Source organism: Ruegeria lacuscaerulensis (assembly GCF_013031245.1).
GTDB lineage: Bacteria > Pseudomonadota > Alphaproteobacteria > Rhodobacterales > Rhodobacteraceae > Ruegeria > Ruegeria lacuscaerulensis_C.
The window spans coordinates 198,411-224,218 of record NZ_WPZL01000005.1; the positions used below are offsets into that span (position 1 = coordinate 198,411).

The 25,808-nt window shown below is 59.7% G+C and carries 20 protein-coding genes; 9 read left to right on the forward strand and 11 right to left on the reverse strand.

Annotation, left to right across the window (positions count from 1 at the left end; genetic code table 11):
- Positions 1-28: 28 nt before the first annotated feature.
- The 3 genes from GOX66_RS09165 to GOX66_RS09175 all read right to left on the reverse strand — a co-directional run bounded on the left by GOX66_RS09165 (position 29) and on the right by GOX66_RS09175 (position 5,484).
- The gene (locus GOX66_RS09165; RefSeq protein WP_237212546.1) at positions 29-1,213 is read right to left on the reverse strand and encodes a benzoate/H(+) symporter BenE family transporter; all 1,185 of its coding nucleotides are present in this window, start codon (positions 1,211-1,213) and stop codon (positions 29-31) included.
- Between the two features lie 115 nt (positions 1,214-1,328).
- A complete protein-coding gene (locus GOX66_RS09170; protein ID WP_170761817.1) occupies positions 1,329-4,490 on the reverse strand; it encodes a valine--tRNA ligase in 3,162 nt (1,053 codons plus the stop codon).
- A gap of 79 nt (positions 4,491-4,569) precedes the next feature.
- Complete coding sequence (locus tag GOX66_RS09175; RefSeq protein ID WP_170761819.1) at positions 4,570-5,484, reverse strand: phytanoyl-CoA dioxygenase family protein; 915 nt, start codon at positions 5,482-5,484, stop codon at positions 4,570-4,572.
- A 163-nt stretch (positions 5,485-5,647) separates the two neighbouring features.
- Here GOX66_RS09175 and GOX66_RS09180 point away from each other — a divergent pair, with 163 nt between their 5' ends.
- Complete coding sequence (locus GOX66_RS09180; protein WP_170761821.1) at positions 5,648-7,939, forward strand: xanthine dehydrogenase family protein molybdopterin-binding subunit; 2,292 nt, start codon at positions 5,648-5,650, stop codon at positions 7,937-7,939.
- Positions 7,917-8,993, forward strand: a complete 1,077-nt coding sequence (locus GOX66_RS09185) for a DUF2235 domain-containing protein (RefSeq protein ID WP_170761823.1) — start codon at positions 7,917-7,919, stop codon at positions 8,991-8,993. Before GOX66_RS09180 ends, GOX66_RS09185 begins: the two co-directional genes overlap by 23 nt.
- A 433-nt stretch (positions 8,994-9,426) precedes the next feature.
- On the opposite strand, the gene GOX66_RS09190 is transcribed toward GOX66_RS09185, so the two are convergent.
- Positions 9,427-10,002 (reverse strand): GcrA family cell cycle regulator, encoded by a 576-nt coding sequence (locus tag GOX66_RS09190; protein ID WP_170762024.1) that lies wholly within the window; start codon positions 10,000-10,002, stop codon positions 9,427-9,429.
- A 126-nt stretch (positions 10,003-10,128) separates the two neighbouring features.
- On the opposite strand from GOX66_RS09190, the gene GOX66_RS09195 reads away from it, so the two are divergent.
- On the forward strand, positions 10,129-10,932 hold the full coding sequence (locus tag GOX66_RS09195; RefSeq protein WP_170762026.1) for an ABC transporter permease: 804 nt from the start codon (positions 10,129-10,131) through the stop codon (positions 10,930-10,932).
- Here GOX66_RS09195 and GOX66_RS09200 read toward each other — a convergent pair.
- Positions 10,929-12,164 (reverse strand): MFS transporter, encoded by a 1,236-nt coding sequence (locus GOX66_RS09200; RefSeq protein ID WP_170761825.1) that lies wholly within the window; start codon positions 12,162-12,164, stop codon positions 10,929-10,931. The genes GOX66_RS09195 and GOX66_RS09200 overlap by 4 nt on opposite strands.
- A 106-nt stretch (positions 12,165-12,270) precedes the next feature.
- Positions 12,271-13,152 carry a DMT family transporter gene (locus tag GOX66_RS09205; RefSeq protein ID WP_170761827.1) on the reverse strand — a complete coding sequence of 294 codons (882 nt, stop codon included), beginning with the start codon at positions 13,150-13,152 and terminating at the stop codon, positions 12,271-12,273.
- 296 nt (positions 13,153-13,448) lie between these two features.
- Between GOX66_RS09205 and GOX66_RS09210 the strand changes: the two genes are divergently transcribed.
- Together GOX66_RS09210 and argF are read left to right on the forward strand one after the other, a co-directional pair.
- The gene (locus tag GOX66_RS09210) at positions 13,449-14,636 is read left to right on the forward strand and encodes an aspartate aminotransferase family protein (protein ID WP_170761829.1); all 1,188 of its coding nucleotides are present in this window, start codon (positions 13,449-13,451) and stop codon (positions 14,634-14,636) included.
- Between the two features lie 75 nt (positions 14,637-14,711).
- Complete coding sequence (gene argF / locus GOX66_RS09215; RefSeq protein ID WP_170761831.1) at positions 14,712-15,638, forward strand: ornithine carbamoyltransferase; 927 nt, start codon at positions 14,712-14,714, stop codon at positions 15,636-15,638.
- Here argF and GOX66_RS09220 read toward each other — a convergent pair.
- The gene (locus GOX66_RS09220; RefSeq protein ID WP_170761834.1) at positions 15,635-16,234 is read right to left on the reverse strand and encodes a ferric reductase-like transmembrane domain-containing protein; all 600 of its coding nucleotides are present in this window, start codon (positions 16,232-16,234) and stop codon (positions 15,635-15,637) included. The genes argF and GOX66_RS09220 overlap by 4 nt on opposite strands.
- 6 nt (positions 16,235-16,240) lie before the next feature.
- Complete coding sequence (locus GOX66_RS09225; protein WP_170761836.1) at positions 16,241-16,729, reverse strand: peptidase associated/transthyretin-like domain-containing protein; 489 nt, start codon at positions 16,727-16,729, stop codon at positions 16,241-16,243.
- 191 nt (positions 16,730-16,920) lie between these two features.
- On the opposite strand from GOX66_RS09225, the gene GOX66_RS09230 reads away from it, so the two are divergent.
- The 3 genes from GOX66_RS09230 to GOX66_RS09240 all read left to right on the forward strand — a co-directional run bounded on the left by GOX66_RS09230 (position 16,921) and on the right by GOX66_RS09240 (position 19,884).
- A complete protein-coding gene (locus tag GOX66_RS09230) occupies positions 16,921-17,766 on the forward strand; it encodes a phytanoyl-CoA dioxygenase family protein (RefSeq protein WP_214652596.1) in 846 nt (281 codons plus the stop codon).
- A 114-nt stretch (positions 17,767-17,880) separates the two neighbouring features.
- Entirely contained in the window at positions 17,881-18,843 is a 963-nt protein-coding gene (locus GOX66_RS09235) for a pirin family protein (RefSeq protein WP_170761838.1), read from the forward strand.
- Between the two features lie 66 nt (positions 18,844-18,909).
- Positions 18,910-19,884 (forward strand): 2-dehydropantoate 2-reductase, encoded by a 975-nt coding sequence (locus GOX66_RS09240; protein WP_170761840.1) that lies wholly within the window; start codon positions 18,910-18,912, stop codon positions 19,882-19,884.
- A gap of 7 nt (positions 19,885-19,891) precedes the next feature.
- On the opposite strand, the gene GOX66_RS09245 is transcribed toward GOX66_RS09240, so the two are convergent.
- From GOX66_RS09245 to hrpB, 3 genes are all read right to left on the reverse strand, one after another.
- Positions 19,892-21,370, reverse strand: coding sequence for an inorganic phosphate transporter (locus GOX66_RS09245; RefSeq protein ID WP_170761842.1), 1,479 nt, complete (start codon positions 21,368-21,370; stop codon positions 19,892-19,894).
- A gap of 94 nt (positions 21,371-21,464) precedes the next feature.
- The gene (locus tag GOX66_RS09250; protein ID WP_170761844.1) at positions 21,465-21,923 is read right to left on the reverse strand and encodes an NUDIX hydrolase; all 459 of its coding nucleotides are present in this window, start codon (positions 21,921-21,923) and stop codon (positions 21,465-21,467) included.
- Positions 21,924-22,080: 157 nt separating this feature from the next.
- The gene (gene hrpB, locus GOX66_RS09255; protein ID WP_170761846.1) at positions 22,081-24,525 is read right to left on the reverse strand and encodes an ATP-dependent helicase HrpB; all 2,445 of its coding nucleotides are present in this window, start codon (positions 24,523-24,525) and stop codon (positions 22,081-22,083) included.
- Between the two features lie 226 nt (positions 24,526-24,751).
- Here hrpB and meaB point away from each other — a divergent pair, with 226 nt between their 5' ends.
- Positions 24,752-25,729: a methylmalonyl Co-A mutase-associated GTPase MeaB gene (gene meaB, locus GOX66_RS09260; protein WP_170761848.1), complete on the forward strand. Its 978-nt coding sequence runs from the start codon at positions 24,752-24,754 to the stop codon at positions 25,727-25,729.
- Positions 25,730-25,808 lie beyond the last annotated feature (79 nt).

The window sequence follows — 25,808 nt, forward strand, 5'->3', positions numbered from 1 at the left end:
GAGTATATCCCGACCGAGCTACAAGCTGCTAGCGAAATCGGTTCGTCACAAGATAGGCCACGCCTCCCGCCAACAGCCCCCAGACCGCGGCGCCAAGACCAAGAACTGAAATGCCCGACGCAGTGATGGCAAAGGTCAGAATCGCGGCCTCTCGTTCGGCAGGCACTTCAAGCGCTGCATGTGTGGCATTTGCCAGCACCCCGATCAGTGCAATCCCTGTAACAGTGCCCATCAGCATGGGATCGGCATGTACCGCGAATCCGGTGATGGCCACTGCAAACACACCGAAAAGGCAGTAGAATACGCCGCCCATTACAGCCGACCAATAACGCTGATCAGGGTCGCGATGACTGTCCTCATTCGAACACATGGCAGCCGTGATAGCGGCAAGGCAGGTGGCCGGGGCTCCGAAAGGGGCCGACAGAATGCTGGCCGCGCCGACCGATGAAAACAGCCTGCCAGAAGCGGGCGAGTACCCAAAACTGCGCATTACGGCGATGCCAGGGATGTTCTGAGTGGCCATGGTTACGATGAACAGAGGGATGCCAATGCCGATGACCGATGCGGCTGAAAATGTTGGCACCATCCAAACCGGCGCAGCCATCAGATGGGCAGGTGTAACCGAGGTATCGCCTGCGTTCAGAACAACGACAATCGCTGCCGCGACGACGGCCGCCGGGACCGCGAACAGGCGGTTGATCCGCCCCGCGATGAACCAGGTCAGGATCACTGGTAACGCCTGCCAGGGCAATGCAACGGCGGCTTTAAAGGGTACGATACATAGTGGTAGCAATACCCCACCCAGCATCGCCTGCGCAATTGTCGTGGGGATCGCAGCTGCCAGTCGTCCCAACGGTCGCCAGAGACCCGCCAGCACCGTCAAAGCACCGGCACACAGGAATGCGCCAACCGCCTCGGGGAACCCGGTCGCTGGCATGGCGGAAACTGCTAGCAGCGCCACGCCCGGTGTCGACCACGCGACGCTGATTGGTTGCCGATACCACAGGCTCAGCCCGATGGCCGTCAGCCCCATGGTGACGGCTGCCACCATCAAACCCGATGCCGATTCCTGCGCAGTGGCCCCCATGGCCGCAAGTCCCTGAAGCACGATGGGGAATGAGCTGAAGAACCCGACCATGGCGACCACCAGCCCGGTTGAAACGGTTTGGATCGGGGGGAATGCACGTGCCATCGGGTCCTCGGGGGTTGTCATCTGCAATTGCTAACAAGGGTCGGTCGTTAGGGGCAACCTCTTTGAACACAAAAGAAAACCCCGCTGCTACAGGGCGGCGGGGTTCGGAATTTAAGTATTTGGGAAAAGATGAAGATCAGGCGATTTCAGCCAGACGCGCGAGCGCCTCGTTCAGTTTTGCCTCTTCCTCTTCGCGGGCGGCTAGATTGGCTTTGGCTTCCGCGACAACCTCTTCCGGGGCCGAAGCCACGAATTTCGGGTTGTTCAGGCGACCGCGCAAGCCGCCGAGTTCCTTGGCCAGTTTGCCCTTGGCTTTCTCCAACCGTTCCTTTTCCGCGCCGATGTCGATGATGTCCGCCAGCGGCAGTCCGAAGGACGCACCGGGGGCGGCGATTGAGATGGTGCCTTTGGGTAGTTCGTCGGCTTTAGTTAGGCTTTCAATCCGCGCCAGACGTTTGATCAGCGTCTCGTTGCGGTCCCATGCCGCCTGCCCGTTCGCGTCGATTTCAGTGACCAGCATTGGCACGTAAAGGCCAGCCGGAACCCGCATCTGCGCGCGGGCCGAACGGGTGTTTTCGATTACCGAGATCACCCAGTTCATCTCACGATCCGCGTCGGCGTCGATCAGGTTGGAGGCGTCATAAGTCGGCCAGTCGGCATGGACGACCAATTTCGCACGGCTGCCGGTCAGGCCCCATAGCTCTTCGGTGATGAAGGGCATGATCGGGTGTAACAGGACCATGCACTGATCCAGAACCCAGCGCATGGTCGCGCGAGTCTCGGCCTGAGCCTCGGCGTCATCGCCTTGCAGCAGCGGCTTGGACAGTTCCACGTACCAGTCGCAGACTTTGCCCCAGACAAAGGCGTAAAGCCCGTTGGCCGCATCGTTGAATCGATAGCTTTCCAGCGCCGCATCGACTTCTTCCCGCACGCGTGCGGTTTCGCCGATGATCCAGCGGTTAACGGCCGCTTTGGGATTCAGTTCGGCAATGTCCAGTTGCGGCACGGCGTCGGTGAAGACCTCGTTCATCTCGGCAAAGCGGACGGCGTTCCACAGTTTGGTGCCGAAATTGCGGTAGCCAGTGATGCGTTCGCGGGACAGTTTCAGCACGCCGCCAATCGCCGCCATCGAGGCGTTGGTAAAGCGCAGCGCATCTGCGCCGAATTCATCCACGATTTCCAGCGGGTCGATGACGTTGCCGGTGGTTTTGGACATCTTCTTGCCCTTCTCGTCGCGGACGAGCTGGTGCAGATAGACGGTGTGGAACGGGATCTGATCCACCACGGCCAGCTGCATCATCATCATTCGGGCGACCCAGAAGAACAGGATGTCGAAGCCGGTGATCAGCACATCGGTCGGGAAATAGCGCTCCAGCTCCTCGGTCTGCTCGGGCCAGCCCAGCGTGCCGATGGGCCAGAGGCCGGAGGAGAACCAGGTATCAAGGACGTCAGGGTCGCGCCAGACCGGATAGATGAGCTTGGTCGGGTCCTGATCAAAGGCAAATTGCGCGAGGCTTTCTGCAAGCTGGTGAATTGCTTCGTGCTTGTCAGCCACCTCGACCACGGTGGAATGGCTGAGCGGGCTGGGGATGTTTGCGTTGTCGTCCAGGAATTTCTCGACGACCTCGTCGAAATCAGGCGCCGCATGCAGTACGTGGCCGCGATGCAACATCCCGCCATCGTTCAGCAAACGGCCGAGCGCAACAAGATCGAGGTTGCCGTCGTTTTCGCCGTCCCTGAAATCTTCTGCTGACAGATCGAGGCCATACCAAACCGGTATCTGATGCCCCCACCACAGCTGGCGCGATATGCACCAGGGTTCGATGTTTTCCAGCCAGTGGTAATAGGTCTTCTCGCCCGACTCCGGGATGATCTTGACGGTGCCATCCTTGACCGCATCCAGCGCCGAACCGACGACCTTTTCCGCGTCGACGAACCACTGATCGGTCAGCATCGGCTCGATCACAACCTTCGATCGGTCGCCAAACGGCTGCATGATCGGTTTGGATTCGACCAGCGGCACCAGTTTGTCTGCGCCCTCGTGATCGGGCTTCAGCGCAGTCGCGCCCAGACGCGCATCATCAGCGCGGGTCATGACGGCCAGGCCTTCACTTGTGATTTCTTCGACCACTTTCGTGCGCGCTTCGAACCGGTCCAGCCCGCGCAGATGATCGGGCACCAGGTTGATCGCATCGATTTCACCTTCGGTAAAGGATTGACCGCGTGCGTATTGCCCTGCCTTGTAGGACTCGTTTGAATAGGGCGCACCATCGGCCCGCATGTGGCCGCGTGTGTCCATCAGGCGATAGCAGGGAATGTTTCCGCGCTTGGCGACACCATAGTCGTTGAAGTCATGGGCTCCGGTGATCTTTACTGCGCCCGAGCCGAAATCAGGATCGGGGTATTCATCGGTGATGATCGGGATCTGGCGGCGGTGCTCTTTCGGACCAACCGGGATTTCGCAGAGTTTCCCAACGATTGGCGCGTAACGTTCATCCGACGGATGAACCGCAACCGCGCCATCGCCCAGCATGGTCTCGGGGCGTGTGGTGGCGATCGAGATATAATCCCGCTCTTCGCGGAAGATTACGTTCCCTTCTTCATCTTTTTCCAAATACTCATATGTCTCACCGCCCGCCAAGGGGTACTTAAAGTGCCACATATGCCCGGCGACTTCCAGGTTTTCGACCTCAAGGTCCGAGATTGCAGTCTCGAACTGCGGGTCCCAGTTGACCAGACGCTTTCCGCGATAGATCAGGCCTTTTTCGTACATATCGACGAAAACCTTGATCACTGCGTCATGGAAATTGGCCGAGTTCTCATGGCCCGTGCGCGGATCACCCACCGCACCGGCCATGGTAAACGCATTGCGCGACCAGTCGCAGGAGGAACCCAGACGCTTGAGTTGCTCAATAATCGTGCCGCCGTATTCGCCTTTCCATTCCCAGACCTTCTCAAGGAATTTCTCACGCCCCAGTTCCCGGCGTCCGGGTTGTTGGGTGGCGGCCAGCATCTTTTCCACCTGCATCTGCGTGGCGATGCCCGCATGGTCCTGACCGGGTTGCCACAGGGTGTCAAAGCCGCGCATACGGTGCCAGCGGATCAGGATATCCTGCAGGGTATTGTTGAACGCATGGCCCACATGCAGCGCGCCTGTCACGTTGGGCGGCGGGATCATGATGGTAAAGCTCTCGTCGCGCGATTTGTTCGCGCCTGCCTTGAAGGCTCCGGCCTCTTCCCAGGCCTTGTAGATGCGGGCCTCGGCCTCGGCCGCGTTAAATGTCTTTTCCATCGCCATCGGGTGCGTCCTGCGTCATCAATCTCGGGTCAGCGCCTGCAATAGCGAATGCGTGCGGGAAGGGGAAGGGTTTGCGCGGCTACATCCGGCTTGTTTTGGGGACATTTGATGCGGTTGTCCCATAGAGGTGCAGGCCTTCGGTCGCCCCTTGCGCCAGGGCTTTGGCCTGATCTGCCCGGATACGGGTGTACAAATCCAATGCCTCGGCCGTAAACAACCCGGTCGGCGTTGGGATATGAATGAAATTTCCAACCCGGTCCTTGCCGCGCGCCAGTACCGCGTAATCACGATCCGCCACCTTTTGTTGCGCGTTTGGGTTCAGATACCGGATCGCCAACCCGATGCGCCGGTCGTCCGAAACGTTCGGCCCGGACCCATGGATCGTCAGACCATGATGCAGCGACATCTGGCCCGGTTGCAGTTCGATATGGGTTTTGTCCTTGTCTGCCACCTCAACAGCAACCTCTTGCCCACGCGACAGCAGGTTGTTGTCCGAAAAAGTATCGTTATGCGGCAGGATCGGGTTCTTGTGACTGCCCTTCACGAAGTCCATGCAACCGCTTTCGACGGTTGCAGGCGACAGGGCAACCCATGTCGTCACCTGATCCGGCGTCTCGCCCATACCCCAATAGGTCAGGTCCTGATGCATACCGACCACCTGAGTCGTGTGCGGCTCCTTGATAAACAGTTCCGCCGACCACAACAGCAGGTCCGGTCCCAGAACACCTTCAACTACATCCAGAACCCGTGGGTCCAGCGCGATGCGGGTAACAAGTGGCATGACCACATGGGCATTCACACGCTTGTACATGTTCAGAGGCAGGGGCAGATCAGCTTGGCGCCAGTTTTCTTCGATCTGCTCCAGTTCCGCGCGAAACTGTGCGGTCTCAGTGGGCGAAAAGACAGTTATGGGAAAAGCGAACCCATCCTGCCAGTAGGTCTCGACAGTTTGGGCGTCCAAGCGTCCTTGCGTCAGTGTGATTGGTTCGGGCATGTGTGACCTCCGGCAGGCAGAACTATGCTGATAGCCTACGAATCCTATTTCGGCCTTCGCAATGCCGTTTACGACATCGGTGTCGCCGAACGCATATGTGTAGGGCGCTGGACTTCACGGGGTCCAGGGCTAGTGTCGCCTGAGGCAGTGACAGGAGCTTCCCATGGAAAAGTTCGGCAAGAGCCAGCCGGTCAGACGGATCGAGGATCAGCGCTTTCTGATCGGGCAGGGGCAATATATTGACGACGTCATACCCGAAAAAACCCTGTTCGCGGCCTTTTTCCGTAGCCCGGTTGCGCATGCGCAGATCGCCGCGCTGAATCTGGATGCCGCACGAGAGGCGGACGGCGTGCGGCTGGTTATGACCTTGGACGATCTGGCCGACGCGGGGATCGATACGGTCTTGAACGCCACAACAGTACGCAATCGGGATGGTTCTCACGCTGCTGCGCCCGATCGGCACATACTAGCGAAGGACCGGGTGCGTTTTGTTGGGGAACCGGTCGCCGTAGTGATCGCCGATACCCTGACGCAAGCGCGCGACGCGGTCGAACTGATCTGGATGGAGACCGATGACCTGCCCGCCAAGCTGGATGTAGATACGGGCGGCGAGGTTTTGCACCCGGAGGCTCCGGACAACCGCGCCTTTGACTGGGAGCTGGGTGATGAGACCGCGACCGAGGCCGCCTTTCAGGTCGCCGCACATACCGTATCGCTTAATGTGCAGGACAATCGGATTATCATCGCCTCGATCGAGCCGCGCGGTTGCCAGGCCATTTGGTCGGACGGGCGGCTGCATTTTGCCTATGGCGGGCAGGGCGTCTGGGCGATGCGGGCCCAACTGGCGCAGAAGCTGAGGCTGGAGCCCGAGTTGATCCGCGTCACCACTCCGGATGTGGGCGGTGGGTTCGGTATGAAGGTGATGCCGTATCCCGAGTATTTCTGTGTCGCTGTCGCTGCGATGAAGCTGAGCCAACCCGTCCATTGGATGTCCGACCGGTCAGAGGCGATGCTGTCCGATCACCACGCCCGCGACCTGACATCCCTGGCCGAACTGGCCTTTGACGAAAATCACAAGATCACCGCCTACCGGGTGCACAGTAAGGTTAATCTGGGCGCCTATAACAGCCATTTTGGGCAGGCGATCCAAACGGACCTGTTCAGCAAGGTCCTGATGGGTGTCTACGACGTGCAGACCACCTATTTGCGGGCCGAAGGTTTCTACACCACCACCACTCAGGTTGACGCTTATCGCGGCGCGGGCCGACCAGAGGCGATTTATGTGCTGGAACGTGCCATCGATCGCGCAGCACGCGAGTTGGGTGTCGATCCGTGGGAACTGCGGCGCAAGAACTTCATTCGGCCCGAGAGTTTTCCCTACAAAACCTCTACAGGCGAGATCTATGACGTAGGTGATTTCGATATGGTCCTGACTCGCGCAGACGAGCAGACGCAGGGCTTTGCCGCCCGCAAAGCCGCTGATGCGGAACGCGGCCTGATCCGAGGGCAGGGCCTTTGTTACTATATTGAAAGTATTTTGGGTGCCCCTTCCGAGAACGCGAAAATCGAATTCTCTGAGGATGGTACGGTGGCCCTTTGCGTGGGCACCCAATCAAACGGGCAAGGGCACGAGACGGCCTATGCTCAGTTCCTGTCGGATCAGACGGGAGTCCCGGTAGATCGGATCAGTATTGTACAGGGTGACAGCGACCGGCTGGCGCATGGCGGCGGGACTGGTGGATCTCGGTCGGTCACGGTGCAGAGCACGGCAACGCTGGCCACAATCGACGTCATGATCGCCGCATTCACGCCTTATCTGGCCGATAAGATGGGGGTGGAGGAAGCAGATGTGACCTTTGACCACGAAACCTTCCGAGCGCCGGGATCGAACCTGACGCCAACGCTGACCGAGGCTGCGGATATGGCGCGCGCAGACGGCCGTACAGACCTGTTGCTGCATGAATCCCGTGCCAATCTGGACGCTCGCAGCTATCCCAACGGTGCGCATGTTGCCGAAGTCGTGATCGACCCTTGCACCGGAGAAACCCGGGTTGACCGTTATACCGTCGTTGACGATTTCGGCAATCTTATCAACCCGATGCTTGCTGAAGGGCAGGTGCATGGAGGGGTAGTGCAGGGCATCGGCCAGGCGCTGAGTGAACACGTTGTACATGATGCGCAAGGGCAACTGCTCACGGCTTCGTTGATGGATTACGCCTTGCCCCGTGCGGCTGAGATACCCATGATTAAGTTTACCTCGGCGTCGGTACCTTCAACCTCCAACCCGATGGGGATGAAAGGATGTGGTGAGGCCGGCACCGTGGGCGCGCTGGCCGCTGTGGCAAACGCGGTTCAGGATGCGCTTTGGGATCACGGGGTGCGGCAGGCGGATATGCCTTTCACACCCCACAGAGTTTGGGAATTGCTGACGCATGTTTCTGTCGCGGCTGAGTAAAAAGGTACTGGGATGGCTTGGACGGCCGCTGCGGTCCGAACACTCGGCCGAGGCGCTCCACCGCGATCCCATCAGCCATGTCATTATTCTCGATGGCACCATGTCAACGCTGGAACCGGGCCGGGAAACCCATGCGGGGCAAACATTTCGCCTGTGCAAGGAGATGGGGAGCAGTGTTTCGGTCTTCTACGAATCCGGCGTGCAGTGGGACAGTTGGAAAACCTCGCTGGACGTAATGATGGGGCGGGGCATCAACCGGCAAATTCGCCGCGCCTATGGGTATCTGGCGTCGCGGTACAAACCCGGAGACCGCATCTTCTTCATCGGCTATTCGCGCGGCGCTTACGGTGTGCGCAGCCTTGCAGGCGTGATCGACATGATCGGCCTGCTGAAAGCCGAGCACGCGACTGTGCGCAACATCAAGCAGGCCTACCGGCACTATGAATGCAACGCCAATGGCACGGCCGCAGCCGCATTTCGTAAGCAGTTTTGTCACGAAGATGTGGCGATCGAGATGGTTGGCGTCTGGGATACGGTCAAAGCGCTGGGACTGCGCCTGCCGTTGCTGTGGCGCTGGGCCGAGGAACGCCACGCTTTCCATAACCACCAGCTTGGCCCGGCCACCCGCCACGGATATCACGCGATGGCGCTGGACGAGACACGCGAGGTGTTCGATCCGGTCCTGTGGAAATGTACCTCTGACTTCAAAGGCCATGTCGAACAAGTCTGGTTCCGTGGAACGCACGGAGACGTCGGCGGCCAACTGAACGGGTTCGAAGAGGCACGACCATTGAGCAATATTTCTTTAGTCTGGATGCTGGATAAGGCCGAGCTTCATGGCTTGTCTCTGCCCGATGGCTGGCGTGATCGGTTCCCCACATCGACGACCGCCCCGTCGGTCGGCACATGGCGTGGATGGGGCAAAATTTTCCTGCTGCGCAAGCATCGAAAGGTCGGGAGCGACCAGTCTGAGCGGCTGCACGTCTCGGTGTCACCTGATGATCTGCCGGGGTGGGTTCCGATGCCGGATTTGCCTTCGCATCCGGCGCAGTAGCAGATATCTGCGATCCAACCTGAATAGCCATTGCAGCCGTGCCGTATTCAATGCGAATGGCTTATCTTGATCAACACTAACCTCAAGCCAATTGCTCTCCGGCCAGGCAGCGAAACGCGGCAAAGGATGCGTCGGGAACATCCTTCTGGAATTCGAAGGTAGGTTGGTAGCGACTGTATTCACACTGTTGGGAATCGGTCGATCCAGTTGCCAAAAACAACATCAACTGGACCACTTCGAGCTGTTGATCCGCAAGGCAACCTTCGGAGAGGTGGGCTCTGACGTGGATAGATCGCAGTAATACTCCTGCCCGAAGTTACGCAGAAAATCACTTTTCCTAGTTATTTGCCCGTCGTCAAAAACACAAAAGGGTGCAGCGAAACGCCTGCACCCTTGTCACGTTTTTTATCTATTGCAGGTTTCTGGTACCAACTCACCGCCGCCGGTCGCGGCGCGAACTCATGGGCTGGAAGGCCACGCCAACATGCGCCTCGCAATAGGGTTTGCCCGCCTCAACGGGCAGGCCGCAGAACCAGAAATCCTCGGTCGCGGGGTCGCCCACGGGCCACTTGCAGGTCTTCTCGGTGAGTTCCATCAGAGACAGCTTCTTGGCCTTTTTCTCGATCTCGTTGACCTTGGCCAGCGCCTCGGGACTGATCTCATTTGCCGAAGGCTGCGGCGGCAGCGGCTGGCCTGCCGGAATGATCTGGCGGCGGGCCGGAACGGCAGGTTTCGCCTCGGTGGCCGGGGCAGGGGCCGGGCGTGCCGGTTCGGTCTTTGGCGCAGGCTTTGGCTTGGCTTCGGCCTTGGGTGCAGGTGCCGGTTTTTCCTTGGGTTCGGTTTTGGCCGGAGTCGCGCCGGTAGCGCGGTTCGACAGGCCCAGACGGTGCACCTTGCCAATTACGGCGTTGCGGGTCACGCCGCCCAGTTCTTTGGCGATCTGGCTGGCCGACTGGCCCTCGCCCCACATTTTCTTCAGCAGTTCTACGCGCTCGTCAGTCCAGGACATCATTTGCCTTTCAAAAGCGGAAAGCGGCCCCGGATTCGGGCCGCCTTGGGAATTCGTCTCAGCCCCCTATTCTAATCACTGCGGCCCGAGTTACAAGCTATCTTCGAATCAGGTTGAGGGCAGATGATGCAGATTCCCGCAGAACAGAACGCGCGCCGGTTTGGCACGGTCAACTGGATGGGCCTTTACACTCTGGCACAGCGCGAAACCCTGCGCTTTCTGGCAGTCTGGACTCAAACCCTGCTGGCCCCGCTTGTCACCGCCGGGCTGTTCCTTCTGATCTTCAACATCGCCATTGGCCCGGGTCGCCCGGATGTAATGGGTGTGCCCTTTCTGACTTTTCTGGCGCCCGGTATCATGATGATGACCGTGATCCAGAACGCGTTTGCCAATACCTCATCCTCGATGGTGATCGCCAAGGTTCAGGGCAATATCGTCGACACGCTGATGCCGCCGTTGTCGCCGCTGGAGATTCTACTGGGGTATCTGGCCGGAGGAATCACGCGCGGGATCATGATTGCCTGCGTGGTTGCCTTAGCTCTGGCGTTGGTGCTGGGTCTCGTGCCGCAGAATCCGCTGATCGCGCTGATCTTTGTGATCCTCGGAGGTGCCTTCATGGGGGCTTTGGGACTGCTTGCCGGGATTTTCGCCAACAAGTTTGACCAGATGGCGGCGATCACGAACTTTATCGTCACGCCGCTGGCTTTCCTTTCGGGTACGTTCTACTCGGTCGAGGCTTTGCCGCCTTTCCTGAACCGGCTCAGCCATGTGAACCCGGTCTTCTATCTGATTGACGGGTTGCGCTATGGCATGATTGGGGTTTCGGACAGCTCGCCCTGGCTTGGGATGGCGATGTGTGCAGGCGCCACATTACTGGTGGGTGCAGCCACTTGGCAGATGTTGCGGACGGGGTATCGGCTGAAGGCCTAGGGCGTCTCGGTCAGTATCCCGGGCTGAAATGCGATCCGGGGCCTGCCTAGGCGTGGGTGAAGACGTGCGGCAACGGCCCACGCTCCGAAAAGAGCAAGGCCCCCGGCGGCAAAGACCCCGGCCACAGGCGTCACCACCAGAATCAGCGACGCAATGCCCGGTGTCAGGATGCCTGATACGTCGCGATAGCTGGAATAGATTGCCGACATCTCGGTGCGCTCAGACGGTTTCACTGCCATTAGGAACGGCAGGCCGGCGCAGATATCCAGAACGATCAGCCAGACTGACCCCAGAACCAGCGCGGCCACCGAGGCAACCGGCCATCCGGCAATCAATCCTGCCGTGAAAAAGCAGGCTCCGCAGGCCGCAAAGCCGATGCGTACCGCTGTCCGCAGCGACCGCCCCTGAACCCAACGCAGGATCAGCGGGGCGCCAAACAGCATCGCATTGGTAGCGGACAGAAGGACGCCTCCCAACTGCTCGCCCAGCCCGTTTTCGATGGCGAAAATGGGCAGGTAAACCACGTAGATCCACCAGCCACAGGACCGGATCATCGCAAACATGTACCCGGCCACCAGTCTTGGTTGAGCGAAGAATCTGGGTAAGAAGGCCAGCGGATTCCTGGCTGTACCACGCGCCTTGGTAATCAGTTTGCCGTTGCCCAGGCGCATCCGCCAGAATTGGGCCAGCATTGCCACGGCAGCAACCGCGCTTATGACAAAGGGTGCCGGAGCCCAAAGCTCCAGCAACAATACCCCGGCCATCGGACCGGCTGTCCAGCCAAGGGCGCTGTAGAACATGCGGCTGGTTTCGCACTGGCCAAGTTCGATCTTGCTGATGTAGTCCAGCACATAGGCGTTGAAGCACACAAATGTCACAACCGTCGCCACCGTGTTCAGCGCCAGTGCTCCGACGACCGCAGCGGGGCTGCCTTCGATCGCCAGCAAAGCGCCTCCGACAAACATGATGCAGCCTGCGGTATAAGCCCATCTGCGGGGAACAAACCGGATGATGAAGGGCACCATCAAGCCTGCGATCAGCGAGATGACTCCAACCAGAAAGTAAAGAAAAGACACCGAAGACGCGTCCCCCAGCGCGCGATACATCACCAGGGGGAAGACGGAAATCAGAATGCCGCGGACAATGGCTTCGAACCCGGCAAGAATGCCGAAGTCACGGACAGAAGGGGCAGGGGCATGGCGAACCCATTCGGGAATGCGACGTTCATGCATGGGCAATCTCTCAAATCAACTGCCGATCAGGATACGCCCTGCAAGAGTGGCTTCATGAGGGTTTGCGACATTGAGGTCGCCCCCGAGCCAAGTGCCGGAAATTTGTTCAGGCAGCGCGCGCCCGCGCCTCACGCCAGACGAGGATGAGCCCACCGGTCAGGATGATGGTCGAGCCGATCTGGCTGATCGCATCCGGTATCACACCGAACACAGCGAAATCGTAGAAGGCCGCAAAAATCAGTGTTGCATAGCTGATCGGTGCAACGAAGGACGCATCCGCCCGTGCCATGCCATTGACGAAACAGGCCTGTGCGCAAGCCATCAAGATGCCGATCCCGGCCAGTGCCGCCCACTGTGCGGGCGTAGGCATCTGAAACACGAAGCTGACCGCAACTGAGGCAATCGTCAGCCCCATCGCGTTGTTGATCAAGAGAATTTGGATCGGGATTTCGCGACCCGAGAGCTTTTTGATGAAAATCAGCTCCATCCCGATCACGACCGCCGCTGTCAGCGCCAGCAACGCCGCGGGCTGAAAGCTCTCGGGCGTTGGGCGCAACAGGATCAGCGCGCCGGTCAGGGCCACGGCTGCGGCCAGCCAGCGCCAGGGGCCGACGCCTTCCTTCAGCAGCGGAATTGCCAGCACCATGGCAAAAACCGGGTTCAGGAAAGATATCGCCGTGGCATCCGCAATCGGGATGAACGCAACCGAGGCGAACATCAGTGTGATTCCCAACCATCCAAAGCTGGTGCGCCCGATATGCAGCCCCCAATGCGGGCGCCGCAGCCGCGGGCGCAACACGCCAGCCGCGCTGACAATGACCACAAACGCAAACAGAAACCGCCCATGGCTGATCTGCATCGGATGAAGCTCAGGCCCCAGCGCATCGGTCCCCAGTGCCTTGGCCAGCAGTGTTGTGCCGGCGATGAAGGCGCTGGCCACAACTATCAGCAAGGCTGCGAGGGCAGGGTTCTGGCGAACGGGCGTCATGGTCCACTCGGTGCGCCAGCGCAGCTCAAATGGCAAGCGGCAAATATTGGGTCTCAGAGCGAAATTCCCCTTGGCCGCAAATTTCAGGGTTTTCAGATCTGTCTTTCCCCGCTATACGGCCCCGCATGATCAAACCCGCACATATCCTGCGCCTCCGACGCCGACGCATTGCCGCGTAATCGGCCCGTTTGATCCATTTGTGCTGTTCAAATAAGCGCAACCCTACCAAATCTGTTGACGAACATGGTCCTGGTGTATCACTCACGGGGCCTAACATATCTGAAAAGGATGATCCGATGATCCCGTCCGTTCTGCCGACCTATAACCGCGCGCCCCTGACGTTTGTGAAGGGTGAAGGCGCCTGGCTGACCGAGGCGGATGGCCGACGTTTTCTGGACCTCGGAGCAGGCATCGCGGTGAACGCGCTGGGCCACGCGCATCCGGCGCTGGTGGCGGCCCTGACCGAGCAGGCCCATGCACTGTGGCACGTCTCGAACCTTTACAACATTCCACAGCAACAGGCGCTGGCCGACAAACTGGTGGAACTTACATTTGCCGATACAGTGTTCTTCACCAACTCGGGGACGGAATCCTGCGAGCTGGCCGTGAAAATGGCCCGCAAGCATTTCTATGATAAGGGCCAGCCTGAGCGGGTTGAGATCATCACCTTTGATGGCTCGTTCCATGGTCGGTCCTCGGCGGGCATTGCCGCAGCCGGATCCGAGAAGATGACCAAAGGGTTTGGCCCGCTGTTGCCCGGATTCGTGCATGTCACATTCGGCGATCTCGACGGCGTCACCAACGCCATTTCCGACAAGACAGCCGCCATCCTGATCGAACCGATCCAGGGCGAGGGCGGCATTCGCCCCGTCCCGGACGCGGAACTCAAAGCCTTGCGCCAGATCAGCGATGACAACGGGTTGCTGCTGATCCTTGACGAGGTGCAATGTGGCGTCGGCCGCACCGGCAAGCTGTTTGCGCATGAATGGGCAGGCATCACCCCCGATGTCATGATGGTTGCCAAAGGTATCGGCGGCGGGTTCCCGCTGGGCGCGGTTCTGGCCACGGAAGATGCTGCAAGCGGCATGACCGCAGGCACCCATGGCTCGACCTATGGCGGCAACCCGCTGGGTTGCGCGGTGGGTTGCGCGGTGCTTGATCAGGTCGCTACGCCCGCTTTCCTCGAAGGCGTCAATCGCAAGGCGGGCTTGCTGCGCCAGAAACTCGAAGGGCTGGTGGCCGATCATCCCGACGTGTTCGAAGAAGTGCGCGGTGCCGGATTAATGTTGGGGCTTAAATGCAAACCGTTGAATGCCGACGTGGTGAATGCAGGTTATGACAATGAGGTCATCACCGTCCCCGCCGCTGAAAACGTGATCCGCCTGCTGCCGCCCCTGAACCTGACCGAGGATGACATCGCACAAGCCATGATCCGCCTCGACAAAGCCGCCACACAGATTGAGGCTTCGCTGACCTCAGCCTGACCTTCATCTTTTCCCAAATACTCCGGGGGTCCGGGGGCAGCGCCCCCGGCCGTCGATAGCCAAAAGCGAAACGATATGAACCACTTCCTCGATATCCACAAAACCGATGCCGCCGAGCTGCGGTCCATGATCGACCAGGCCAACGCAATGAAACAAGCACGCCTTGGTCGTCCCAAAGCTGCCCTCGACGACGAGCAGCCGCTTAAAGACCGCATGGTGGCGCTGATCTTCGAAAAGCCCTCGACCCGCACGCGCGTGTCCTTTGATGTGGGCGTGCGCCAGATGGGCGGGCAGACCATGGTGCTGTCAGGAAAGGACATGCAGCTGGGCCACGGCGAAACCATCGCCGACACCGCTCGTGTCTTGTCGCGCTACGTCGACATGATCATGATCCGGACCTTTGACGAGACCATCCTGACCGAGATGTCGGAATACTCCGACGTACCCGTCATCAACGGCCTGACCGACCGCACCCATCCCTGTCAGATCATGGCGGACGTGTTGACCTTTGAAGAACATCGCGGCCCCATCGCGGGCAAAAAGGTGGTCTGGACTGGTGACGGCAACAACGTTTGCGCCTCATTCCTGCACGCGGCGGGCCAGTTCGGGTTCGACCTGACTTTCACCGGCCCGGCCCAATTCGACCCCGAGGAAGAGTTCATGGGCTTCGCCCGGCAGAAGGGTTCGAAAATCGTGGTCGAGCGTGATCCCTTCAAAGCCGTCGAAGGCGCGGATCTGGTGGTCGCCGACACCTGGGTTTCGATGCACGATTCCCAGTCGGCCAAGGAACGCCGCCACAACCTGCTGCGCCCCTATCAGGTCAATACCGAGTTGATGTCCCACGCCAAATCCGACGCGCTGTTCATGCACTGCCTGCCCGCGCACCGCGAGGAAGAGGCGACATCCGAGGTCATGGACGGGCCCAACTCGGTCATCTTCGATGAGGCCGAGAACCGCCTGCACGCGCAAAAGGCCGTGATGCGCTGGTGTCTGGGCGTCTAAGCACGACGCCGAACTTCCCATACACGCATCTTGGCGAGCGTCCGGGCGCTCGCCAATAAGACCAGTGCACACAGAGCGGTCTTGGTCATGATTTCCATTGTGCCCTCAATCAGCATGGCGTGCACGACACTGCCGAGAATGGTCACAGCGGCCAGTCCCGTATGACCCAATCGCCAGATCCGAAATCGCACATTCAGGCGTTGCCGAAACAGGCCCAGTAAGACCGCTGCAAACGCCGCCCACATGGCGGTGACACCCCATGCAGAAAACGGCGTTGGGGACACGAACAGCAGGGCGTCAATAACGTCAGGTGGGCTGGTAATCCACAATCCGCCAACATGGATCAGAATGGCCGTCACCAGCGACAGGCCGACCCAGCGATGCAATCTCCGGCTGGTCATCGGCGATAGTCCTGGCAAGTCCTTTGCGGCCAACAGAGGCTGCATCAACAGAAGGCCCATTCCCAGATTCCCCGCAAACCCAGCGAGGATGTAAACCGGTTGGCGCCATGCCAGCAAAGGGCTTGCCGCCGACGCGACCAACGGTACTGTGATGGCGGTGATCAGGGCTATCCAGACAAGTACAGTTCGCCTCACAGATGGTCACGCGGGCTGCAGCACAAAATGCGCGGCCAGGGTTTTGTCTTTTGAACTCGACATAATCGGCCGCAGGAACACCGTCTCGAACTCGCCGCTGTCATAGGCCAGATGCCCGTGTGGCTGACCGAAGGCAGGCACGATCTGCGGCATTTCCAGCCGGAATTTTCCATTGGCATCGGTTAAAGTGGCCCCGTGGCTTTGCGGGTCACGCTCGTGCCCTTCGGTCGTATGTGCCCAGATCTGGATGCGCTGACCGGGCAGGGGGGCGCCGTCACCCGCACGCCGAACAGTGCCGGTCATCCAGAACCCTCCGCCACCGATACGGTCCACGATCGGTGCGCCGGGCCGATAATTGTTAGACCCGCCTCGCATTGAAGGCGTGGGCGCAAGGCTATTAGCGCGCGCAGGCACCAGTAGTCCGGTTGCCCCTGTAGCAAGGGCCGCGCCGCCAGTGACAATCAATGAGCGACGAGAGAGAGATGCATCAGCCATGAATACCTCCCCGAAATAGCGCAAAACCAACTCCCTGCCCAAGGGCGGAAGCATTGCTTTTTCAATGATAGCACGATTGGCTCAATTTCCGAGATTACATGCGGGTGATCCGGGTAAATTTTGAATTCTTTTGACGCCGTGTATATCGGCTGCAATCCTGAAACTCGTGTACTCGAGCCGGGAAAGCCTGAATGATGATCTCCGAAAGCCCTGTCTCCTCTGACGAAATTCATGCCTTCCGGCGTGACGGAGCCGTTGTTCTACGTTCCAAGTTCTCTGCCGAGTGGCTGTCGCTGTTGCGGGATGGCATTGACGCGGATCTGGATAATCCGACCGGGAATTTTACACGCCACACCAAAGATCCACACGCTCCGGCCTATTTCGAAGATTACTGGGCCTGGAGTAAAATTCCGCAATTCTCGGATTTTGTTCATAATTCGCCCTGCGCGCCGCTTGCAGCCCAACTTCTTGACGCGCCTTTGATCAACCTTGTCATGGACAACTGGTTCCTGCGCGAGGCCGGATCGATGTCTCGCCCGCCTTTCCATCAGGATCTCTCTTACTTCGACTTCGAAGGTACAATGTGTGTGCTCTGGCTGCCGCTGGAGCCGGTCAGCAAGGAAAATGGCATTGCATTCGTGAAAGGCTCTCACCTTTGGGACAAGTTGTTCATGCGGGTACGATTTGCTGACGGGCATCCCAGCTACGAACCGACCAAGGTTGCGGGTCTTACCTATCATCCGCCGCCCGATATCAATGCAGATCCAGATGCCTATGAACTGCTGCAATGGGATATGGACCTTGGCGACTGCATCTTTTTCGATATGCGCACGCTGCACGGAGGGCTTTCGTCGGTCACACCGTCCGAAACCGTGCGCCGCTTTACCCTCAGGATGACCGCGCCGGATGGGATCATCCGGTACCGCGGTGATTGGGCCATAAACGAGCGCGCTCAGTTCGAGGCAGCGGGTTATCGCGAAGGCGACCGCATTGACGGGGCGTTTTTCCCGCAGCTTTGGCCGCGTGAAAACTCTTAGGGTAAAAGACCCTCAACCCGCACGTTTTATGTGCGTTGTTGCAAGTTTAATAGGAGAAAATTGCCCTATATCCTGCATCAGTGAACCGAAGGCCCTGAAGAGCGGAGAATAGGTATGAGCTGGAATCCCACCCACAGCCCCGAATGTGTTTCCGAAGAGGCGGCGCTTGAGACGCTGATCATCCCCCGTGCCCGCGATTTGGGCGGTTTCGAAGTACGCCGCGCGCTGCCCTCGGTCAAACGTCAGTTGGTTGGGCCGTTCATATTCTTCGACCAGATGGGTCCTGCCGAATTCATTACAGACGGCGGTATCGACGTCCGACCGCACCCCCATATCGGCCTCGGCACAGTGACGTATCTCTATCAGGGTGAGTTTGAACATCGCGATAGCCTCGGCACTCATCAGATGATTTATCCCGGCGAGGTCAACTGGATGGTCGCAGGTCGTGGCGTGACCCACTCCGAGCGCACCAGTGATGAGACCCGCGACAAGAAACACAGCCTTTTCGGCATCCAGACCTGGATTGCGCTGCCCGAATCGCATGAGGATATGGCCCCCGATTTCGAACACCACAAACAGGGCGCACTGCCACATATCGAAGACATTGGCGTCAGCGCACGGCTGATCCTTGGATCGGCATATGGCGAATCCAGTCCGGTGACCATGTTGTCAGAAACTTTCTATCTCGACGTGCAACTCAACCCCGGTGCGTCCTTCCCGCTGCCTGATGACCATGAGGACCGAGGTGTCTATGTCACGCAAGGTACGGTTGAGATTGCCGGTGACACGTTCGAGGAGGGGCGCATGATGGTGTTCCGCCCCGGTGACCATCTTTCGGTCAAGGCCGGTCTATCAGGTGCGCGCCTGATGCTTTTGGGCGGAGCGACGCTGAACGGGGATCGCTATATTTGGTGGAACTTTGTGTCGTCCTCGAAGGAAAAGATCGAAGCCGCGACACGCGAATGGAAAACCGCTGACTGGACCAATGGTGCATTCCACCTGCCGCCGGGCGATGATCAGGAGTTCATTCCGATCTCGGCAGAGTTGGAACGCACGCGTCCCAGACTTGCGCGCTGACTAAACGTAAGAGGGTCTTGTCCGCATCCCCGATCCCGGCAATCCTTCAATCGAAGGAGGGCCGCAATGAAGATCGTGATCGCTGGTGCAGGCAGTATCGGGTGTTATTGCGGGGCTTTGCTGGCCGATGCCGGGCATGAGGTTACCCTGCTGGGTCGCTCGCGCATTTTGGACCCGATCCGAGAAAAGGGGCTGACGGTCACGGATTTCTCGGGCCTTCGTCGCCATGTTGCGGCTGCTGATCTCACTTTGACCGAAGACGCAATTGGCCTGGCCGAGGCTGACGCGGTTATTGTGACCGTTAAGGCCAGAGCAACCGAAAGTTTGGCCTCTCAGATAGCACAGTACACGCCAGCTTCCGTGCCCGTCCTGTCGTGGCAAAATGGCATGGATAATGCCCGTACCCTGCGCGTGGCCCTGCCGAACAACGATGTGCGCGCCGGGATGGTTCCCTTCAACGTTGTGCCCTCTCAAACGGCCAGTTTTCACCGGGCCACGTCCGGAGAAATCGTCATCCAAAGCGGTCCCGGCGGACTGGGTCAGGCACTCAGCAGTCCTGATATGCCCGTCGTTGAAAGCGATGACATAGAGGCGGTCCAATGGGGCAAGCTGGTGATCAACCTCAACAACGCTCTGAACGCGTTGTCCGGTCTGACACTGAAAGAACAACTGCTCGATCGTAACTGGCGTCGCCTGATGGCGGACCAAATGGCCGAAGCTCTGGCCGTTCTCAAGGCGGCAGGTCATCCGGTTGCCTCGACCACACCACTACCGGCGTGGATGACACCGCATATTCTGCGCCTGCCGACGCCGATCTTTACCCGCATCGCAGCGCGCATGCTGACCATTGATGCCAGTGCGCGCACGTCCATGGCCTATGACCTGATGGCGGATCGTCCGACCGAGATCGACAGACTGCAAGGAGAGATCATTCGCCTGGGCGCACAGTCAGGCGTACCAACCCCTCTCTGCGCGCGGGTCCACGCTCTGATCGAACAGGGGGCAAAACCACCGCTACCACCAGATCGGGTCGCCCAGTGACCGGGGCTTAGTTAAAGGCGGTCAGCACCCAGAAAATCGCCCCCGACATAACTGCGGCTGCCGGTACGGTAATAACCCAGGCCGCCACAATGGTCATGAAATGCGACCGGCGCACCAGTTTACGACGCTGATGCTCTTCGCGGGCCAGCCGCTGTTCAGCCGGGCGCCGTTGGTTCGACTGTTTCCAGCGGCGATCCGAGTGCCATTCGCGGTAGAACCCAACGCCGAAAACCGCGCCCACTGCAATATGGGTCGAACTGACCGGCAGGCCCAGCCAACTGGCAACGATTACTGTAATCGCCGCAGACAGCGCGACGCAGAAGGCGCGCATCGGGTTCAGCTTGGTGATCTGGCTACCCACCATCCGGATCAGTTTGGGGCCGAACAGGAACAGACCAAAGGAAATCCCGAAGGCTCCAATAACCATAACCCAGGTTGGAATTGACACTTTTGAGGCGAAATCGCCAAACTCCGCCGCATGTACGATTGCCGCCAGCGGCCCAACCGCGTTGGCTACGTCGTTGGCACCATGGGCGAAGCTAAGAAAGGCAGCTGATACGACCAGAGGCAGCCCGAACAGCGTTTTCAGCGATTTCGTTCGATTTTCCAGCCCTTCGGACTTGCGCCGCACCCATGGCACGGTCACGGACCAGACAAGCAGACCCGAGGCGAGGCCGATCAGAAGAGCCATTTCAAGCTCGATTTTCACGATCCGCTTTAGTCCTTTGACCGCCAGGTAGGTGGCAAATGCCCCGGCCATCATTGCCACAAGAATTGGAACCCACCGCCGCGCGGCTGCAATCTTATCGTCCTGATACTGGATTTTCGTCTTGATCAGCGCCAGAAACCCGGCTGCGATCACTCCACCCAGAACCGGTGAGATCACCCAGCTGGCCGCAATCGCGCTCATCGTGCCCCAGCTTACGGCGCTCAGACCTGCGGCAGCGATACCCGCGCCCATCACGCCACCCACAACCGAGTGTGTCGTTGACACCGGCGCGCCAACCCATGTCGCAAGGTTGACCCACATCGCCGAAGAAATCAGGGCCGCCATCATCGCCCAGATAAACACATTGCTGTTCTGCACCGAAGCCGGATCGATAATCCCCTTGGAGATGGTCGAGACCACATCGCCACCAGCAAGCAGCGCACCCGCGCTTTCCGCAATGGCTGCAATTACGATGGCACCGCCCATGGTCAGGGCATTGGCACCAACGGCCGGGCCCATGTTGTTGGCCACGTCGTTGGCTCCAATATTGATCGCCATATAGGCCCCAAAGGCCGCAGCGGCGACAATGATCAATCCACCGTCCGCCTGCCCGAAAAACACTGCTGCGGACAGTCCGGCCAGGGCAATAAACGCCAGCGCAATTCCGGGAGCCAGCAAAGGGCGCGCTACATGGGCATTCGCGTTCTCAACACGCGAAATACGGTGCAGGTCGCTGTCCAGGGCTTGCCAGCGGGATTTTACGTTCGTGTCCGACATAGGGTGTTCAGTGAGGCTGTTTTGTTTGACAGGCGCACCTATCGGCTTCCGCAGCATAAAGCAACCTGACAGCCATCAAAACTTGGTAAATTTGTCAGATACGCCGCAACAAGGCGCTCAACTCGGGTTCCTGCACCCGATCAGCAGCCTCTTGGGGCGAGAACCATTGCCGCTTGCGCTGATCGGCCTCGGGGTATTGATCGGCCAATTCTTTTACATTTACGCGGTAGACGCTGGTACGAACCTGCTGGGCCGACCCGTCATCCAGTATTTTGTCATAGGTGAAATTGCCTATGGACGTTCGCTTCAGATGCTCTGCCTGCACGCCGGCCTCTTCCCAGGCTTCTTCCAATGCAGTTTCAGGGCCGTCCTTGCCGTCCATCGGCCAGCCTTTAGGGATGACCCAGCGCCCGGTATCGCGGCTGGTGATCAACAGAACCTCTTTGCCGTTGACGGTGTCACGTACGCACAGAGCTGCAAACTGCACCCGGCGAGGGCGCAGGAAAAGCGGTCGTGCGACCTCTTCCCAGATATTTCGCATCCATTTCATCATATATCGTTCACTTGCGCGCGTGTATTCCAAGAGGTTGTGACATAACAATGAAATGCGACTACTTCAATGTGCTTCTGCGTTGGAACATCGCGCACCATCCATCCCCCTGTGGCGGTTCAGATATTTGTCAACATCCAAACACCTGTTAAGCGGAGCATTAACTGCGTCGTTTAGCTCGCAATGTCGGATCGGCCTGAGTCGGGTCTTCCGGCCAGGGATGCTTTGGGTATTGCGCTCGCATGTCCTTGCGTACGTCAGCATAAGATCCAGCCCAGAACCCCGGCAGGTCTCGCGTGATCTGGATCGGGCGTTGTGCGGGGGAAAGCAGGGTGATTTTCAGCGCTTCGCCCCCCACCACTGGGTGTTGGGTGACGCCGAACAACTCTTGCAAGCGAACCGAAATCTCGGGAACTGCGCCACCATAGTCGATCGGCACCTTGCGGCCCAGCGGAGTTTCAAACGCCCCCGGTGCGCGACGGTTCAGTTCCTGAGTTTGGGCCCAGTCCAGCCTTGCCCGCAATGCAGGCAACAGATCGAACCGCTTCCAATCATCGGCATTGCGAACGCCTGAGAGCATGGGCAGCAGCCAATCCTCCAGTGTTTCCGTCAGCCCGTCTTTCGAGAAATCCGGCAGGTCCACCCCTTCGGCCCGCACCAGTTCAACCCGTGCTGCCAGCCGTGCAGCGGCTCCATCCAGGCGCAGGCCCAGATCGCGCACCCCGTCCAGCATAGCCCGCGCGACTGCGTCATCGGGCACGTCCTTCCAGATACGGTTATCCAGAGTGATCGACCCGAACCGTTCCTGCCGCCGGGCCTCGACCCGCCGGTCGCGTTTTGACCATTCGCAAGTCTCGGCCCATTCAATCTGGTCCGAGAACAGATCGCGGATTTCCCGCTCCGTGATCTGTACCGCCATACGCACCCGCGCCTCACGCGGGTTTCCGTCCGTATCCGTAACCACCAGATAAGGCGCTGCAGCCAGCGTGTCGTCGCTGTCAAGCGCTACGCCCTTGCCGCCAGACAGTACATAACGCGGCACGTTGCCCTTGCGGCGCTTTCCGATCCGATCAGGATAGGCAAGCGCAGCCATTGCGGCAGGGCTCAGGTCGCCAGCCCCATTTTTCGACCGCAATCGCTTGGCCTCGGCTTTGATCCTGTCCACCGCACCCGCATTCACCTGCCAAACCCGGTTGCGCTGAAAGGCGCGGACATCCCGCAAGGCTTCCAGACGCAGCAGCAGGTCCGTTGGAGCACCTTTCAGCGGGTCACGTTCGGCCATCAAAGCCGCCAGCGGCGCGGCTTTGCCGCCTGCGCGCACCAGCATATGCCCGAGACGGGGATGCAAGGGCAGGGCCGCCAGAGCACGCCCGTGATCGGTAATCCTTCCCTTGGCATCCAGCGCACCCAGCATTGCCAGCAAGGCCCGTGCCTCGGCCATTGCACCCTCGGGCGGAGGGGTCAGAAAGGCCAGATCATCCGGTTCTGCGCCCCACAAGGCCAGTTCCAGCGCCAACCCGGTCAGGTCGACGGCTTCGATCTCGGCAGGGGGGTAGGCGGCTAACGCACCCTCTTCACCCTTCGACCACAGCCGGTAACACACACCCTCGGCCACACGACCAGCACGTCCCGCGCGCTGGGTGGCTTCGGCCCGCGTCACCCGTTCCGTTACCAGCCGTGACATTCCCGAACCCGGATCAAACCGCGCCCGGCGTGCTTGCCCCATATCGACCACCACGCGGATATCAGGGATGGTCAGTGAGGTTTCGGCAATCGATGTCGCCAGCACGACCTTGCGCCCGGTCTTTACCGGAGCAATCGCCGCGCGCTGGGCGGTGAAGGGCATTGCTCCGAACAGAGGCCGCACTACGCAATCGCTGGACAATTGCCCGACCAACGCACCTTCGGCTCGTCGGATTTCCCCTTCGCCGGGCAGGAATACCAGTATTCCGCCACCAGTCGCGCGGGTCTCGCGCTCGGCTTTGACAACAAGATCGGTCAACGCATCGAGGCGCCATGCCTGCGGTCCCAATGGGCGGTCCAGCCAGACGGTCTCAACCGGGTAGCTGCGGCCCTCAGACGTGACCAGCGGTGCGCCCATCAATCGGCCCACCGGCTCGGCGTCCAGCGTCGCGGACATTGCCAGCAGGATCAGATCATCCCGCAGGGCACCGGTCACCTCCAGACATAGCGCCAGCCCAAGATCGGCGTTCAGAGAACGTTCGTGGAATTCATCGAAAATCACCGCGCCAACGCCGGGAAGGTCGGGCTCGGATTGCAACATTCGAGTCAGGATGCCCTCTGTTACCACCTCGATGCGGGTGGCTTTCGATACTTTCGTCTCACCGCGCATCCGATAGCCAACCGTTTCGCCCGCGCGCTGCCCAAGTGTCTCGGCCATCCTCTCGGCAGCCGCCCGTGCGGCCAGTCTGCGCGGCTCCAGCATTACGATTTTGCCGTCGCACAACCCTGCCTCGAGCATCGCCAGAGGCACCCGCGTCGTTTTCCCTGCGCCGGGCGGCGCCTGCAAAACGGCCCGCCCCGAGGCCGTCAGTACCTCCAGCAGTTCGGGAATTACGTCGTCGATGGGTAGGCGTGTCGTCATTTGTGCTTTATCCGCCAAGTGCTGGCAGAGGTCCAGTTCCGCCACTCGCGATCTAGCGTCACCGGGATCACCGCGCCGCCGTACTCACGGCAGTCAGGATACAGGGGACTGGCAGCAACACATGGGCGCGAATGAGAGGCGTCAGGTTAAAATCCCCGGCGGTCCGGGCTGGACAAACCCCCCTCTGGGGCGGCAATTAGACTTGCCGCAAAAGATCGGGGTCAAAATGGACGTAGGCAACCTAAGTGACAAGATATTGAACGGGGACCGGCGCGCGCTGGCCCGTGCTATTACTCTAGTCGAAAGCGGCCGTGCCGATCACCGGGCGCAGGCGACCGAATTGCTGGCGCATCTGGCGAAATCAGGGCGGCAGTCCCTGCGCATTGGTCTGTCGGGTACGCCGGGCGTGGGTAAATCCACCTTCATCGAGAGCTTTGGTATGATGCTGACCGGGCAGGGGCTGCGTGTTGCGGTTCTGGCTGTCGACCCCAGTTCGACCCGATCAGGCGGGTCAATTCTGGGCGACAAAACCCGGATGGAGCGCCTGAGCCGCGAGCGGAACGCTTTTATCCGCCCCTCGCCCAGTCAAAGCCATCTGGGCGGAGTCGCCCGCCGCACCCGCGAGGCCATCGCGCTGTGCGAAGCGGCCGGGTTCGACGTGGTTCTCATCGAAACCGTGGGTGTTGGCCAGTCCGAAACTGTGGTTTCCGAGATGTCCGATCTCTTCCTACTGTTGCTGGCCCCTGCTGGCGGCGATGAATTGCAAGGCGTCAAACGCGGAATCATGGAAATGGCGGACATGATTCTGGTGAACAAGGCCGACGGTGATCTGAAGACGACCGCCACCCGCACCTGCGCCGATTACGCGGGTGCCTTGCGCCTGCTACGCAAACGCCCGCAAGACCCCGAGGCGTTTCCTAAGGCGATGACGGTCTCGGCGGTCGAAGAACACGGTCTGGAACTGGCGTGGGACGAGATGCAGGCCCTGACCCAGTGGCGCCGCGACAACGGTTTCTGGGACGGCAACCGAGCCGCGCAGGCACAGTTTTGGTTCGAGCAGGAAGTCCGTTCGGCCCTGTTGGCGCGACTGTCCACTCCGCAAGCCCGCGCCGATATGGAGCAACTGGGCGCACAGGTCAGCACCGGTCAGCTCAGCCCGTCCGCAGCAGCAGAACATATGTTGGCATCTTTGGTTGTCGAATGATTGATTGGCACCCGCTATGAGTCGCGGTTCACTCTTAGGTTGTGCCAGGGGCTGACCCGCAGGCAAAATGATGTTACGA